The sequence below is a fragment of the Pedobacter foliorum genome (assembly GCF_013266735.1).
GTDB classification, from domain to species: Bacteria; Bacteroidota; Bacteroidia; order Sphingobacteriales; family Sphingobacteriaceae; genus Pedobacter; species Pedobacter foliorum.
The window spans coordinates 161,850-179,319 of sequence record NZ_JABSNU010000003.1 but is presented as its reverse complement, the minus strand read 5'-3'; the positions used below and the strand labels follow the sequence as shown (position 1 = coordinate 179,319).

The 17,470-nt window shown below is 35.0% G+C and carries 11 protein-coding genes; all 11 read right to left on the bottom strand.

Features of this window, described 5'->3' with window-relative positions; all coding sequences use genetic code 11:
• Positions 1–80: 80 nt before the first annotated feature.
• The 11 genes from HQN83_RS07530 to HQN83_RS07480 all read right to left on the bottom strand — a co-directional run bounded on the left by HQN83_RS07530 (position 81) and on the right by HQN83_RS07480 (position 17,243).
• Positions 81–1,190 (bottom strand): Fic family protein, encoded by a 1,110-nt coding sequence (locus tag HQN83_RS07530; protein ID WP_173089736.1) that lies wholly within the window; start codon positions 1,188–1,190, stop codon positions 81–83.
• 892 nt (positions 1,191–2,082) lie between these two features.
• Positions 2,083–2,742 (bottom strand): signal peptidase I, encoded by a 660-nt coding sequence (gene lepB, locus HQN83_RS07525; RefSeq protein ID WP_173089735.1) that lies wholly within the window; start codon positions 2,740–2,742, stop codon positions 2,083–2,085.
• A 16-nt stretch (positions 2,743–2,758) separates the two neighbouring features.
• Entirely contained in the window at positions 2,759–4,237 is a 1,479-nt protein-coding gene (locus tag HQN83_RS07520) for a glycosyltransferase family protein (protein ID WP_173089734.1), read from the bottom strand.
• An 11-nt stretch (positions 4,238–4,248) separates the two neighbouring features.
• Positions 4,249–5,553 (bottom strand): hypothetical protein, encoded by a 1,305-nt coding sequence (locus tag HQN83_RS07515; RefSeq protein ID WP_173089733.1) that lies wholly within the window; start codon positions 5,551–5,553, stop codon positions 4,249–4,251.
• A gap of 24 nt (positions 5,554–5,577) precedes the next feature.
• Positions 5,578–6,486 carry a DUF1573 domain-containing protein gene (locus HQN83_RS07510; protein WP_173089732.1) on the bottom strand — a complete coding sequence of 303 codons (909 nt, stop codon included), beginning with the start codon at positions 6,484–6,486 and terminating at the stop codon, positions 5,578–5,580.
• A 4-nt stretch (positions 6,487–6,490) separates the two neighbouring features.
• Positions 6,491–7,732, bottom strand: a complete 1,242-nt coding sequence (locus HQN83_RS07505) for a 6-bladed beta-propeller (protein ID WP_173089731.1) — start codon at positions 7,730–7,732, stop codon at positions 6,491–6,493.
• A 92-nt stretch (positions 7,733–7,824) separates the two neighbouring features.
• Positions 7,825–8,292 carry a hypothetical protein gene (locus HQN83_RS07500; protein WP_173089730.1) on the bottom strand — a complete coding sequence of 156 codons (468 nt, stop codon included), beginning with the start codon at positions 8,290–8,292 and terminating at the stop codon, positions 7,825–7,827.
• Between the two features lie 257 nt (positions 8,293–8,549).
• Positions 8,550–11,624 (bottom strand): efflux RND transporter permease subunit, encoded by a 3,075-nt coding sequence (locus HQN83_RS07495; RefSeq protein ID WP_246254416.1) that lies wholly within the window; start codon positions 11,622–11,624, stop codon positions 8,550–8,552.
• A gap of 88 nt (positions 11,625–11,712) precedes the next feature.
• On the bottom strand, positions 11,713–13,185 hold the full coding sequence (locus tag HQN83_RS07490; RefSeq protein ID WP_173089728.1) for a TolC family protein: 1,473 nt from the start codon (positions 13,183–13,185) through the stop codon (positions 11,713–11,715).
• Positions 13,154–16,210 (bottom strand): efflux RND transporter permease subunit, encoded by a 3,057-nt coding sequence (locus HQN83_RS07485; protein WP_246254414.1) that lies wholly within the window; start codon positions 16,208–16,210, stop codon positions 13,154–13,156. The genes HQN83_RS07490 and HQN83_RS07485 overlap by 32 nt, the downstream gene beginning before the upstream one ends.
• A 70-nt stretch (positions 16,211–16,280) precedes the next feature.
• On the bottom strand, positions 16,281–17,243 hold the full coding sequence (locus HQN83_RS07480; protein WP_173089726.1) for an efflux RND transporter periplasmic adaptor subunit: 963 nt from the start codon (positions 17,241–17,243) through the stop codon (positions 16,281–16,283).
• Positions 17,244–17,470: the final 227 nt, after the last annotated feature.

The window sequence follows — 17,470 nt, the reverse complement described above, 5'->3', positions numbered from 1 at the left end:
GACGAGAATCGAACTCTTCGGATAACTCCTTGGATGATTCATTTCCTGCCAACTCTTGCCTAAGCCGATAGAGCGGCGAACTAACCTTCTAAAATGGAGATCAGATCTCCGTTAATATAAAAGACTTCTTTTCCTTCTTTTACAGCCTGCAGAATACCTGCATCAACAAGCTCGGCAAAATATTTAGTAAGGGTTGTCCTTGAGCTAATCCCCAGCAAATCACCAATAAACTTAGGTTTAATGTAAGGTTGACTAAAAATCGCCTCGTTAACCTCTTTATTGTACCATTTTATTCGCCCCCTTGCGTGTTCAAGGGTAGCCTCCATTTGGTCCAGAATACTAACGATTAATTGACTTGTTAATAGTGCCGTCTTCTCTATAGCCTCTAGCATATAAAGTATCCACGGTTTCCATGATCCTCTTTGAGTTACAATACCCAAATTGTAGTAATATTCGTCTTTATTTGCAATGATGTATTTCGATAAGTACAAAACTGGCTGATCCAATAATCCCTTATGCACCAGGTACAACAGGTTTAATATCCGCCCAGTTCTCCCATTTCCGTCACGAAAAGGGTGTATGGCCTCAAATTGATAATGAGCGATACACATTTTAATCAAAGGGTCGGAGGAATGTTTTCGATCGTCATTTAAATACTCCAATAGATTTTCCATTAAAGGCTCAAGAACTCCCACACCTCTTGGGGGAGTGTAAATAACCTCACCTGCACGAAATTCACTTTGTCCGCGATTGATTACTGTTAACGATTGAGGAGCGCGTAAACCATCTGTAGAATTTTTGATTTTCCTGAAAATCCCCGTAATACAATCCAGATCAATTGTTGCTTTATCAAGCAGCAAATCATATCCTTGCCACAATGCCTCTCTATATCTTAACACTTCTTTCGTGCCGACATTAGCATCACTTTCTTTCACTGAATCTGACACCGCCTTATACAACTCGTCTTCAGTAGTAAAAATATTCTCTATAGCCGTTGATGCTTTCGCCTCCTGCAAAGCTATCGTATTTATCAGCATATAAGGATTTGGTAATCTTTTTACTGTACTGTTTGCCGCAGCAAGTGCCCGCGATGTAGTTACGAGTTTTTTTAGAATTTCTATATCCTCTACGTCCTTAGATGGAGGAAGCAATGGAAGATCATTAAAAGGCTTAGCTCTATCGTAGGCCATACACGTGTTCACTTTACGGTAAAAAACTGGACATATATACAAATTAAAGCATAAATATGAACATATTAACTACACGTGTTCATATTTTTATAAAAACTGGACACGTTACACATATGTGTCCAGTTTTTAATGTGCTATTATATATATGTCCAGATTTTGAAATAAATAAAGCCTTCAGAAATTAATCCAAAGGCCTTCATCTAAATTTATTATCCGATATAAAAACTTTCGAATAATCTTTCCCAAGTTATTATCAAGGTGGCAAAGTAAGTGGTCCCGACGAGAATCGAACTTTCCGGATAACCATCATATTTTCAATGAATTACAAATGGTTAAAATTAGCACTCATCGAATAACTCACTTTTTTGAATACGTTTTAGCTGCAATTGCTATATGCTAAGTTACAAAAAACTTTAACTAGATCGAATAATTTTATTGTTCAGCATGGTTACATATATTGTTTCGTTTAAAGCAAAAGTCGATAGCCTATATCAAAGACAAATTTCGTTCAAATAGATGACGAAGTTCCGCGATTAAACCCACTTCCCATTTCGCTTCAAACTGGTTCTTCTCCACTTTCATTAAAATATACAGCCTTGGATCATGGCAATAATAAGGACAAAAAATCGATTTGTATTTTTTCAAAAAGATTAAGGATTAAGGCAATATCTTTTAGCTATTCATTTAACAACAAATACCCTTGACGTTGTAATTGGCATCTATCCAAAGAAAACTTCTAACTGACTTTTTCACTATCATACATTCGTCACCTGTTTTTAAAACGTCCGTGAGACCGAACAATCTATATGTGCAAATGAAATAAAAGTGACTGAAACCTATAGAAATGGCTAAGCTAAAATAAGCATTTGTCATAGAGTTTAACAAAAGTAACCTAAATGGTTTTCAGAAATCGAATCTTCCTAAGATCGTCAAAACTAAAATTGATTATAATAAAATTGACTTTCCCAATAATATCTCTTTCAGGAATGTATCCATAGCTCCGGCTGTCAAGGGATAAAGCCTTATTATCGCCCAACAAAAAATAATAACTGCATCTCAAATTAATATTTGTGGCCAAGTTATTTCTTATTTTCTCTTGTAATACTTGTATCCCCTCATCACCAAGCTCACTTTCTAAAATACCGTTGTATCTTTCCAAATTTTGGGAATTAACAACAATTGTACTCCCTTTCCTGATGATCTTAGCTATTCTTTTTATAAGTAATGTACCAACTTTATCCGGACTGTTAAAAATCACCACATCATTGACCTTGGGTTTGAGATTACTATAAAACCGATGAAAGCCCCAATCTCTTTTTTTATCTTTTTCATTTACTGCAGGGATCCAGGTAAGAATATTGATAAACGGGATGTCTGAATATCTGGCAGGAATTACAGCGCCATAGCTATGCTTATTGACCCAAATCCAATCACCTACATGAATTGATGGTTCCATACTGGGACTGGGGACATGAAGTGGTTCACCAATAAACAGTCTGAATAGAATAATTGCAAAAAGCATTGCTAGAATCTTAAAGACTCCAGCGCTCATTTTTGTTATCTGATATTTACTTGCCCTCTTTAACATACAAGAGTAAAGTGTAACCATCATCATATACATGAAATACCTGATTCAACTTACGTAAAAATGCAGGGATACTACTTTTCTTTAATACAAACCCGGCACGCTCTAGTTCGCCTCGTCTCTCACTATCGTACATAGGAATAGCAACAAACATTTTTTGTGAAGTGTATGGAATAAAACTTCCTTCAATAACGTGATTATTGAAATATTCAGACATGTAAAATCTTGACACACCCCCTTTTGCCGTTCCAAACGAAATAGGGCCAAAACCTGTTGTGTACAGATCAAGTCTCTTACCATTATAATAATTTTTATAAAGATAGGCTGCCAAATTTACCTGTCCGTACCCAGCAGGTTTAAAAATGAAGAGGAGTCCCGCAAAATTCCATAAAAAGAAAATAAACAATAATGTTGCCCTAACTGATTTTTTTGGAAAAGTCTGTGCCTTTTGAAAGAGGATTTGGTAAGCTTCGATCAACATTAAAGGAACAAAGTTAATGAGAGGAAATAGAAACCTAGTTTCCTTGTGCGATATCATAATATGAGCAAGAATATAAGGGATAATACACCATACAATAAGGCTTTTTGGTTTAAAAAGAATTAGCAAAATAAATGACACCAAAATTGTACATCCAATAAAAAAAGATGGACGGTTTAAAATCTCAATAATATAAAAATACCATGGTGATACACCATAGGAACTTGCGACATTGTCAAGTAAGTTCACCTTAAAATAGTTATAGGGAACAATATTAAATGATTCATAGTAGAGATAGTCAAGAAAAGTGCAAATTATTACCACTATCACAAAGCCAAAACAAATGAAGAATAAATCCAAAAGTCTTATTTTTCTCGTTAGCAATAGCCAAAAAAAGATACCGACAACACACAATGCCATTTGAAATCGAAATTCGAAACTCAGCCCCAATAGAACTCCAATTGTGAGATAATGTAGTCTACCATTCTTGTTTAAGTTTATCAATGCAACGGATATTAGCAAAAATAATCCTGCCCAGGTCTCTGATGAGAATCTAATATTAATTATTGGAAGGAACCACAAACAAAAGGAAATGAACAAAAAGCCAATCCTATTTTCTTTATTTATTAAGGTCTCAAAACTTCTCATAAATAACGAGATCGCATATACAGCCAACATCCCAGTAAGAATGCGCAGTACCGAAGCAATAAAAAAAGGATTATGGATTCCGGTGAAATTACAGAGTTTTATGATAATTAATGCAATATATGGTTGAAGAGAAGGTCTTATCTGAGCATTATATTCCCAAGTAAGAGTAGAGCCATCATTCCAGCCAGCTTTTAGGCCCGCAAATTCTATAATCTGGTAATGCTCATCAAAATGATGATAGCCATCACTAAATACCGTTGCAATAATATAAATCAACGCAATAACCAATAAAATGACTAAGCGAAAACGTGTATGGAATATTACTGGATTTTTCATAAGCCAATTTATTATGAAGCAGATAAATTAGCCAAGTCCTTTTTTAACAAATGTGTTATTCTATTTTTAACAGATTCAGAGTCATGCCACTCATAAGTTCTTGTATGAGAATATTTCCCTAGATAAATTAAAAATAATATCACACCTACCAGCAATGACTTTTTAATATAGTGATTTGATCTGCCATAGAGAAGATAAAGGTAATAGAATATAATAAAACCGATACCAATGGAAGAAATATAGGCATATCTATCTGCAACCACCGCATGTCTTGATAGTGGTATAATATGTAACGCTAGTAGAATATGTAATGTAAAAATGGCAATACCAATAAAAAATGGCGGAGACTTTATTACCTTCCAGAAAGAGAAACCGATTACACAAATCAATAGCGGATAAATTAGTATCCAATTCGGCAATGGACTCCCTACGTTTGAAGGAAAAGGATATAAATAATATAACTTAAAGGGGAATACTATTTTTAGCAAATACTCAAAGTATGCATAAGATCCCAAAAAAAACCGCTGCCAAATTGGGTATGTTGCCTCTTTGCTTAGAACCCCATAACCTGCTTCCAACTGTGAAAGCATCGTAAGAATCCCAAAAGAAAGGGACAGCACAAAAAATGGAATTACCCCCCTCCAGGTTTTCCATTCAAAAAATTGATATCCGTACATTAAGTTTAAAACCATCATCCACAATGGGAATATCACTGCCTGCTCTTTTCCAAAAAAAGAGCAGGTAAAGAAGAGGGCTGTTAACAAATAATGCTTCAATTCTTTTCTTTCCAAATATGAAATGTAGCTGATAGTCGCCAAAAGATAAAAGGTCGCATAGATTAAAACTTTAGATGCACTTATCCAAGATACGGCCTCGACATTAAACGGATGTATACCAAAATAAAGGCTGATGAGAAAAGAGATGATCAATGCGTGATCCGCTTTAATTGCACTTACATTACGTAAAAGCTTAATACTGATAAAAAAAATTAAAATAATATTAATGATATGTATCACTAAACATGCAAAATGAAACACATAAGAATCGTATCCAAAAAAACGATATAGGAATAAGTAGAAAAGCTCATTAAAAGGCGCATATTGCGAGCTGTAGAATTCCAGGAATATAGCGGATATATTCTCAAAATTAACTCCCCCTTCAGTATATCTATTTACAACCACCCATTGGTCATCCCAATTCATTAAGAACCTGTTATCCAATATTGGAAAGTAAACAAGAAAAGTACCGATAACCAAAAGTATGATATACGAACTGACACGATAGCCCCATGTCATTTTTCTAAAGTTGAGCTTCATATTACAGAAAAATTAATAATTAAACTAAAGATGACCTATTACGGTTCCATGAACTTTGACCACAAAGGGAGCTTTCCTGTAGTTGGTTTCAAGCATTATTTCCCTTGTAAATTGCCCCTCATCTGTTAGAACGATACTAGCATTAACGGTATCTCTTTTGCCAGACTCAATGTTATACTTCCCCTCCTTTTCAGATCTAATGCATCCACAGTAAGATTTTATTCCCATAACCCAGCAGTTAAAAGATGTGTTATTTTCTATTGCAAAAGAAAAACTGTACTTCTTTCTTAGCTTTATTTCCCCTAAATCTATATCCTTTGGAAGAACATCTATTGTTCCTCCCGTATCCAGGACACCGAATTTATTAATAATGCTAAGAAAATAATCATCTCTAAAAACGAGGTTTATGTCTTCCTTAACAAGAAAAATAGAAGACATTATACCTTTATCATCCAATAAAAAATAGAATGGTTTGTGAAGTTCAGAAAGTGAAAATAGATTTTTATCATTACGTACATCAACCAAATATACCGGAAATGGCACTGTTCGGTTATACAACTTCAAATCTCTAGGATTGGAACTAACACTATTAGCTATAATAAATGGTGTAGGAATTGATAATTCACCTTTTTTCTTTAAGTATTCAATAGCTTCCTTTGAACACATATCACATCCATAGTTATCCATATATATGCCTAGCCGTTTCCCCTTAACAATTTCTTCAAGCCTAAGTGAATGACCCGAAGTATCTCTAAATAAGATACTATCGTTAATATCCAATTTCATCTGATCAATCTGACTTAGAAAATTCTCCTTTAAAATTGTTACATTGTTCTGGTTATGCTCAAAAGCGATGAATTTATTATTGTAATAGACAATCACAGTTGCAAGTACAACGATAAAAAACAAACCGATAATAACTGGTATTTTCATAGGATTAGAATTTATTGAGATTGTAGACAAACAAAATAGGATTACCATCTTCCTTTAAGTTATCAACAAGCTTTTTATCGGATTTGTCTAGCAAGCTACGTTTTCGTTCATCCCACGATCTGACGATATTTTTAATGAGAAAAGGTTCCCATACTTTGCAAAATCTTTCATTGTCAATAGCAAAAGATGGCATTATATCACCTATCAAATTTATTAATCTCTGAGGAGTTGGGTTTTGTAGAGAATATTCACCTGTCAGTGATCCAAATATCATATTGCCAGTTTTTTTAGAATAGAATAACGGAAAAACATATCTGGAATTTTCTATAATACCAAAACAAGCAACATCATCTGTTGCACTAAAATAGCCCTCGAATGCCTGATCCCTTGGTTTCATTAACTCCTTAGAGATCTCAAGCTGATCCAGATCATCAAAATAATTCTTTTGAAAATGTAAAACAAATGCTGGTTCTTTTGATTTTTCAGCTATGGACCATACCGTATCAGGAGACAACAATGTGAAATAGTATAAATTTTTACCAAACTCCATAAGCGGATATTGAGATGACCTTACAAATTCAGATTTTCTTAATGCTGTTCCATATTGGAAAGATTTGTAAATTGGATTTTGAATGCTGTCGGCTACTATAAGCTGGTTAAGATCTACCGCGGGCGTATTTATATTAGTATATAGCCCGGTGTTTAATATCAGTTTATCTTTTAGATACCTATGTGAATTAAACAAGAACCTCAATTGCTGTCGGCCCACAACATTCCCGTCATAATCATATGTGATTAACTTCCGGCCGTCTAGATCCAGGGCGCTCAAGACGTGCTTATCCTTGTTTAATGTCGCATCACTTAAACTAATATACTCTGACGGCCCTTGTCCTTTCTTACCAATTGTCTTTAAGAAATGTCCTTTTTCATCAAATTTTAAAATAGCATTATTCTTACGGTCAAAAATGAACAAAAACCCAGAATCTAAAAAAACCTGCTCGACATTTCCAATTAAACTTTCTTCAGTTGTTTCCAACTCTATAACGGAAAAATTCTTCACCAAGCTTTCTTTTTTCATGCTGGATAGAACTGACGGCACCTTGACGATAATTGGATCGCCTTTGGTTTCTGCCAAATACTTAATTTCGCTATTACTGCTGTAGCCAAGATCATTGTCTCTTTTTTTTGAGCTACATGATACAAGAAAGCAAAAAAAAGCAAGTATCCCTAAAAAATATAATTTCATTACTATTCGGTTAAAATTGAGAGTTAAACATTAATTTTTATAAACTTTAAAGCAGGGCTATAATGATAGCCCGCTTTAAGAGATTTCAGCATTTAAATTGTAACAGTTGGTCGAGGGCAACTTTGTGCAGCAGGGTCACAGCTAGATGTACATGATGTACAAGCTGTAAAACTACCTGACGAATTTGAAGTACAAGAGCAAAAGCTTCCTGTAATGGTGAAAGTCTGAGAACCGCTGTTACCACTAGAAGTATTCATACTACCGCCCATGCTAGCCCCAGGAGCACTAATCCCAACACTACCACCAACACTTGTGTTAGAGTTGTATCCTTGCTGGCAGGTAATCTGAATAGATTGGCAATTTCGGTCATACTTCTTCACACCGGAACTACTCGAACTACTCGAACTGCTTGAACTTCCTGACGTACTTCCAAGGGGAGTGGCTGCCAGCGCTTCACCAAACAAGTTTCCCATTCCATAGTTGCTGGAAGCATGTTTAAAATTTAAAACAAGGGCGAACAATATGGCGATCGCCCCAAAAATTAGCTTGACGTTTTTCATGTTTAAAAAAATTTAAAGGTTATATTTTATTAAGTATGTATTCCATACAATTTTTTGCACAGAATAGCAGATGGTTTAGATAGGGCGAGCTCAGCAAGAGCTCTAAGGAAACCAACTATCTAAAAAAGTTAGTGTTCTAAACATATTGGTGAAAGCGTTAATAAAGAGAATCTATAGAAGCCTTACTCTTAAAACTAATATATGATTATTTACTCATATTTCATTTTTTTTAAAAAAATAAATATTAAAAATCCTTTTCATTTTTTGCCAACTAGAAAAAGTGGTAAAAATAGTACTATAGCAAAAATCGCGGTGATCAGTCCACCCATAATTCCTACCGCAAGAACAAACCAGAATCCACCGTAGTCACCAAACAGCAGATAAGGAACAAACCCCAGAATAGTTGATAAAAAAGTTAGCAGAATTGGAACGATTTTGGAATTCCAAACATTAAAATATGTCTCTAAAATGGGGACACCTGTGGCATTACTACTTTGTCTGTTTATTTCATCAATAATATAGATACATGAATTGACAGCAACGACTGTAACAATAAATAAAGAAACCATCCCCCCTCCATTAAAGTCGAGGTGAAACAAATAAAATGTTAGAAAAACACCTATATAACTAATAGGGACAAACACAACGAGTGATAAGGCTTGTGAAACTGAGTTAAACAAGATAGCAGTTGTAGAGAACATGATAAGAATTAGTAAAAAGAGGGTCTGATATTTCTGAGTAACAACTATATCAGAACGCCAGTCAACATATTTTTCAACAGAATAACCGAGGGGCAACCTTTTACTTAGGTCACTTATCTCTTCTTTCATAATGCTCTCAGCCTGCAAATTCGAACCTGTATAGTCAAATTGTAGAAATAGTTGATATCGTTGGTTCAACTTCAATATTTCCTTTGGTATCTGTTGTCTTTTTATTCTAGAAACGCTTTCAACCACATAGGTGCGGTCTTTAATATTGTTCGGGTTCTTCTTTAGTGACCAAAGGTCTAGGTTATGATATTGTTGTGATAACAGCACTACTTTTTCCACACTTCCATTAATATTTATTACTTCTGATGAGGCACCCATATTTGATGCATTTAATGATATAAAGAAATCCCTTGCAGACATTTTATTCGCCGCTAACTGTTGTTTATTTAGATCGAAATAATATTCCTCATAATCATCCGGAAAATCAAGAAATCTTGGATTAACAGATACTTTTTTTATTCGGCGATGGGTAAGAAACCTTTTACTAAGACTATCACCCCATGCAGTAAGTTCATCATAGTTGTACCCGGACAAAATGACGCCATACATCCCAGCCATTAGCCTTACGTCGTTTGAAAATACTTGATTGTCTATTCCATAAATTTGCCAACTACCTCCTCCAATAGCCAAAGCCTTATCTATAACCCTATTCTTTATAAAATATTGAAGTCTATTCTTCAGACAGTCCTGAGTAAAGATTACGTCTATAGAAGCTTGTCTTGCCCCTGCTATTCTTGTCTGAAATTGTTTAATCTCCTTAAAACCTGTCAAAAATTCTTCCATATGCCCCACCATCTCATTGATTTGGTCAATTGTTGTACCACTTGGCATTGAAGCAACTATCTTTAAAACCTCATTACCATCGCTTTCAATGAAAGTTGTTTTGTTGGGTACATTCTCTACAAAAAGACGGAGGGTCCCTCCTAGTACCTTATTAATAACCGGCCTTATTTTATCCTTGATAATTTGATCGTCAAATATTTTATTGTATATTCTAGCAAACCCATTATCACCTTCAATTTTATCGGGGATTAAAAATACTGGAAGTCCGAATGTAAGAAGTAGAAAGAGGAATACCAACTTCTTTTTCCGATTCAAAAAGTAAATTATTCTTTTATACAATAAAGTGATTTTGGTATTTTTTTTTATAGTGAAGTCACCATGCAATTCATTTTTTTTTGATTCCGCACCCCAGTTTGAAAAGCTCTCCAGAAACGCTGGCACATAAAACAAGACTAATAAAAGGGATATAACAATATTTACAGTAATAACTTTTGCGAAATCAATAAAATTTAAAATAAAGGATTCATTTTGCGTATATATCAAAGACAAACCTCCAATAATGGTAATTCCGGAGGTCATTATCGCTAAGAAAATTCTACGGTTTCCCGTTTGAACGATGTGTGCTGACATCATAATTACATTGTCTACTATAATCGTCAGTGATATTGTTATCGCAGCCAGAGTATAAAGATGAATCTCCAATTTCAACAAATAATAAAACACACAGGCACAGAGAAAATTCACAATCATACTAGTAGCCACCAAAAACAAATGCAAAAAACTTCTTTTGATTAAAAAAATCAATACTAACAAAGACAAGACCGATAATGCGACACGGAGATATATTTTTCCTAACTCATGACTAACATTGGTTGTTGCATCATATACCAAATTGACTTCAAATACATCATTTTTGATTTTACAAATCTCAGCCATGACTTTTTTCACTTCCTCACTTAGTCTTAGCTGATTAGCAGTTTGACTGGACGTTAAATTTATATAAATCGAATTTAAACCATTAACCCTATAATAACTGGATGGCAGTTCTTCCTTTTGAACTACACTTACCAACCTATCCAGACTAATTGAAATTCCCTCCTTATTTATTACTGTTATAGAAGCGGGGTTGAATCTTTCATCATCACTTCCTCGAAAAAGGACACGCATCAATTTATCTGATCCGTTTGTCCGATCAGTTTTCGTCACTCCCAAGAATGATTTTCGGTAATGGGATTGAATAGCATTTTCCAAGTCAGTAGATGCTAGTTTATAAACTTTCAGTTGCTTGTCATCATATTTCACTTCCCAAACTATTGATCTCGCTCCACTGACTTCAATATTAAAAATCCCTTGAATGGTACTTAATTTATTTTTTATAACATTTTCAACATAGGAATGTATCTCATTTGGCGAAACAACAGAATTTACCGTATAACTCATGAAAGGACGTGCAGATTCACTGTCCGGATGGTCCACAGATATTGACGGATAAGATACTTCATCCGAAAGTTCTGACCATGTTTGTCTAATGATTGTTGAGATTTCAAAACGTGCAAGATCTACCGGGGTATGTTTGTCAAGCTCCAGTGTAATACTTCCCCAACCATTACTTGATACAGAATAAATGTTACCCACTCCCTTAAGACGTAACAACATGGCTTCAAGTTTAGATGTTGCTTCCATCTCAACAACTCTTGCGGAGCTCTGCGGCATTGCGAAGGACACAGTGATTCGTGGTAGCTCTCCTGAAGGTGAGAGCTTAACAGGAATTAATGGCAACAACAATAGCCCAACTAAAGCGCAACAAGCGAATAATGTGAGTATAGTGAAAGATGAAATATTCTTTATTGAAGACAATTTTCGAATTTTATAAATTAATAGGCTTGTTCTCTTTAAAATCGTATAATGTAAGTTTCCTTAGTTTGAAATAATTTTGCCAATAACTTCTTAAGACAATCATATAATTTCTTTGTGCCGTTTGCATTCTGTTATTAGCGAGAGTGAGGCTACTGATATCCGTCTTTCCAATCATAAAGCGTTGTTTGTTTTGTTCATAAGCTTTTTTGGAAATCTCAAGTGCCTTTGAGGCTGTTTTAATCAATCCAGTTTGTATGGAAAAGTCACCCAAGGTCATAGATACTTCTTTTTCGATTTTAATCTCAGTTTCCTCGGCACTTAGTCTAGTTGTAGCCAAATTATTCTTGGCAACGTTATAATTTCCACGCCTTACTCCCCAGTCCAAAATAGGGACTGTTATACTGATTGATGCAAAGATTTGTTGTAGCGGTTTAGAATAAGACTGGGATAAGGTATTACCAATTTGATTATAACCAATTGTAGAAAATAACCCAATGCTATATCTTGATTCGATTTTTGTCTTTTCCACGATCTGCTGGAATGTGAGTACCTGTTGTTTACCTTCCATGATGTCTGGATTATTCAACCTCGCATAACGCAACGCATCTACCTCATTAATATTTAATGACTTAGGAGGTTCAGGAACGATTACCTTAATATGAGTATCTCTATGTCTGTTTAAATTTGTGGCCAGCGCGAACATAGCTCTTTGAAGTTCCATGTTTGTAGTTTTAATAGTATTCTGGGCATTCATAAAATCCAGTTGTAATGTTAAAAGATCAGCCTCCTCAATAGAAAGTATTTTAAATTTTTCCTTCCCAATTGTTAAAATTGAATCAATATTGACCAAATTCTCCTGGGCCAATTCATATTCAGATTGAGCAATTGCCAAATCAAAGAAATACTGCGCAGTAATTTCAGCATTTTCTTCAACGCTATATATAAACCGACGCTCCGCCTGTGTATATTTTAGAGGAGCAATCCGTTTTTCCCATTTAAATTGGTTGTAGCCGACAAGGTCCTGCTGATATCCTACCTTAATGGGTACAGATGAATATTGTTGAAAATCATTTTCACCAAAGTTTTTCAGATAATTCAAACCAGATTCGACAAAAACAACTCCTCCTGTCAAATCAATATTCTGCTGTAAATTAATTTTCGCATCGCTGAAGTATGACAATTGCCTGCGGTAAGTGTCGATATTCAGATCTGAATTATAACGTCTGATAAAATCCTTAGAATAGTTGGCAGGCGAGGTAGATAAAGACAAAGAAGGAAGCCTATTTGCCTTGAAAGAACGATATGCCCAGTATTCAGCAGAAAAAATATTTCTTGCACGAAAAACCTGAAGCGAATTTTCGCGGGCGAGTGATATAGCGGCTGATAGATCGAGCATTACGGTCGACATATCCTGGGCATGTAAGCTTAGTGATAATAATCCTAAGCAAACACTAAGTATAACTAATTTTATCTTTTTTTTCATTGTCTTTATTTTCACTATGTCGATATATCACCCAGTACAATAATGGTATGAGATAAATACTCACAATTGTTCCAATGATCATTGATGCAATCATCGCAATTGCGAGTGGTCTCTGAAGTTCAGATCCGATATCATTTGTAAATAAAATAGGAACCATTGACAATATAGATGTCAAAGCCGTCATAATAATAGCTCTCAAACGACGTTCGCCAGCGAGATGGATTGCTACTTTTAAAGGTTTTCCAGCGCGGCGCTGTTCATTGATGACATCAATTTTGAGGATCGAATCATTAATAATTACTCCAATTATTACAATCAATCCTATACCACTCATTAAATTTAACGTATGACCACATGCCCAAAGAACTAATAATGAAAAGCCGATATCAATCGGAATTTCAGCAAGGATTATCAACGGCTGAAGAAAACTCTCAAATTGTGATGCCAAAATAAAATACATTAATACTAGAGAGACTAGCAACACAATCACCAGTTCCTTTAATAACTTTTGATCGGAAAAGAAGCTGCCCGAGAGACTCACCTGCCAATCAGATGTTTGGTCTATTACAGTTTTTGCTGCACTTATAAATTTATCAGGTTGAGTGATTTTTGAATAAATTAATGGAATATGTTCGCCATTTTTACCGGCAACAATTTGTTTAACGTCTGCCATCTGAGTAATCTCAACTACCGAGTTCAGCGGTATGGAAATTGTGCTATTTGATGAATACCCCTTTATCAAGGTGCGCTGTAAAACCCGTTCAATGCTTTCCTGTTTACAGGAAATGACAATGGGAAGGTATTGTTGGTAAGAATGAAGTATGGTAACCTGATTATCATTCAACGCAGTCTTTAAAGCTTGATATAATTGATTCTGATTAATACCAAATAGAAGTAGTTTCTCATGTTTGGGAATGATTAAATATTGGATTTCGATTGGCACACCCTCAGAAGATTCTCCTGTAAGCATACTCATTTTATTCTCTATTTTATTGATCGAGGACAGATCTGGAACATCCTCATCATTTTTAGCGTGCAGCTCCAATACAAATTTAGGCGAGCTTGACTCAAATATCTTCTCAAAGATGTTATCTGGTGGAGAAAATGAAACTAAAGATTTCGCATAATGAATATGGAGCCAGTCTACAATTTTTTTCTGTAGAATAGCCACTTGCTTTGGTTCATCAGTTTTGATATAAAGTTGGGTCTCAGAAGGGCTCAGTTCCTTCTCTTTATCAAGCAAATACTGCCGCTCTCCTACATAAGCAGCACTACTATTTGCACCCTCAATGACATGCAGCAAAGAATATATACGGGTGAGGTTTTCATCCACATGAATGTTCTCATTCCAGTCTATAGATACATTTGTTTCGACATAATCAAGCTTTGGTAATGTCGAAGTTGGCATATATCGAAAAAGAACAACGCACAATGGAATACTAAACAAGAGAATCGATAGAAATATCAATTTGTGTTTAAACACAAGTCTAATCCCTTTGGTATACAGAGGAAAAATAACCCTATCAATTTTTTCTTGGCTCTTGGACAAAATAGGATCAAAAGCACTAAACTCTTTGCGTGTATACATAATTTTATACAGGACAGGTAGCAGTAAAATCCCTGTTAAAAAAGAGATTGTCAAGCCAATTGTAACGGCTATCGCCTGTGCCGTAAAAATTGCACCGGCTATACCGCTCATAAATATCAATGGGGCAAAAATTGCGATCGACGTAAGGGTCGAGCTAAAAATTGGAAGAATAACTTCATTCACTCCTTTTTCGCAAGCATCATCAATCAGATAACCAAGATTAACGTATTGGGTGATGATATCCGATACTACAATTGAACTATCCATCATATTCCCTAGTGCAAGTATAAGACCTGCCAATGTGATGATATTAATAGACTGGTGAAATAATCGAAAAAAAATAAAAGAAATAATCAGAGCTACAATCATCACTATCCCATTTATGATTGGGAATTTTAAATTTCCAAGAAAGAAAAGCGCCACAATGAATACCAATATGAACCCTTGTGTAAGATTTTGCTGGAGGTTATTAATAGTAAAATCAAGCAGTTCAGTTTGGTTCCTATTAATAGTAAATTCAATATCAGGAAAAGAATGCTCCAAATCGTTAACAATTACGTCCATGGATTTTCTTAAAGATTGAATTGTTTCATCTGATTGCTTAATAATTGCAAGAGTAATTGCCCTTTTCCCGTCAACTAGAGAAATACCTGATTCATTCTTCTTAACAATTTCAACATCAGCAAAATCTTTTAACTGGAAAATTCGTTCGTTCTTTTCTATGTATATATTTTTTACATCATCCAATGTTCTTAGAACCGATGAAAACTTAACATTATAATGGTAGCGACCCTGTCTGACAATCATACTTCCAGGCTCAATATTATTAGCAAAAAGAGACTGCTCTATATCATTAAGATTTAAATTAGCAGATTCCATTTTATCAAAATCTGGTGAAATTTTCAAATTTCTATACATTAAACCTGTCATATCCGCCATCGCTACCTCAGGCAATTGCTCAAATCGCCTTTTCACCACATTCTCAGCAAAATCAGATAATTCGAGAAACTTTTCCTCATCAACAGGCATACCTTGTTTATCACTTTTCAAAGAAAGATTGATATAAAATACCGGCAGATCAGTTGAACTTGCTTTTATTACTCTAGGTCTTGACGTCCCTTGAGGGAAACTATTCATTGTGGCATCAATCTTTTCATTAACTTCAATAAACGCAAGATCTGTATTAGTTCCATACTCAAACTTTAAAGTAATCGTCGCTGTTCCGTCCCTTGTCTCACTTTTAATATCGCGAAGGCTATTAATTTGAGAAACCTGGAGCCTAACCGGCTTTATAATGGAGTTTTCCATTTCTCGCGCCGACATATTGGATCCGGAACATTTAATAGTAATCTGCGGAATAGGAATATCTGGCAGTAATGATATAGGCAGAGTAGAGTATGAAACAACTCCAAGTATGCTGCAAACAATAAAAACCATTATTACCGAAACTGGTCGTAGAAAAAGTGCTCGAATCATCAGCCTGTCATTAATTCATACATGCAGAAACTTACTGGACAATACGCACTTTTGAATTGTGTGCCAATGTTTGATTTCCAGTTATGATAATGGTATCACCTTCCTTTAAAGTCTCACTGGAAATAGAGAATTCATTAGAATTTTCGAACTCTGTCGTTATGTAATTCCATCGCGCCTTTCCTTGAACCAATGAAAAAACAACCTGCCTGCCTGTTCGTTGAACTACAGCCTGTTTTGGGACGACCATTTGCTTTTTTAGCCAACGACTAATCACAACATGAACGTTCATACCTTCTATCAACTGGGAATTATATCTGACTCTACCCTTAATTTTAACTACGCCATTTTCATCAATCAAAGGGTTGATCTCTATTATCTTTCCCTTGGCACTAATACTGGAGTTTGAGAAGGGGGTAACATTAAAATCATCACCAACCCTCACATTCGCAAGTTCCGTTTCCAGGAGTGGAAACAAAACTTCTAATTCTTTAGAATCAATAATATTACAGAACGTCTCATTTGGAGCAGACAGCGAATTAACATTTAAAAAAAGATTAGCAACCTCCCCTTCAATTGGTGAGGTCAGAAGGGCATGCTGAAGTTCAGATTTACTCATATCATACCGAATCTGGGCGGAATTTAATCCACTTTTTAGCCTAGCAAGTTTCTTCAAATCTTCTGGCGCTTTATTGATATCGTTTAATTTATATCCCTGACCGATGAGCATATTTTGATACTCTAAATTTGCCTGCCCTAATAGATTGTAACTTTGCTCAACATTTTTCTCCAATGTATAAGTATCTAGTTCAGCAATCTTTTGGCCTTTTACAACATGCATTCCGTTGTGAACAAAAATCCGGGTTATAATCTCCTGATTAACAAACTTCAGAGCAACTATATTTTTAGCTTTAATTTTTCCATTACTTATTATTTCCTGTCCAAAATCAGACAAAACCAATTTACTAACCTGAACCTCTTCTGGATTATCAACCATTGGTTTAGACGGGCGAACCTGATCTTTGGGCTCGGCTGAATTGCATGCTAAACAGAATCCAAATAAATAAAAAAATGATAAAGCATTTGTAAGTTTTACCAGAAATGAGGTGTTAGAGATGTAGAGCATTATAAAAGATAGTTAAAATGTTTGAGCGTCTTAGGATAATAAAAATATATTATGCAGATTTTGAGAGCCATAATTTTTATAATAATTTTATTTAAGAT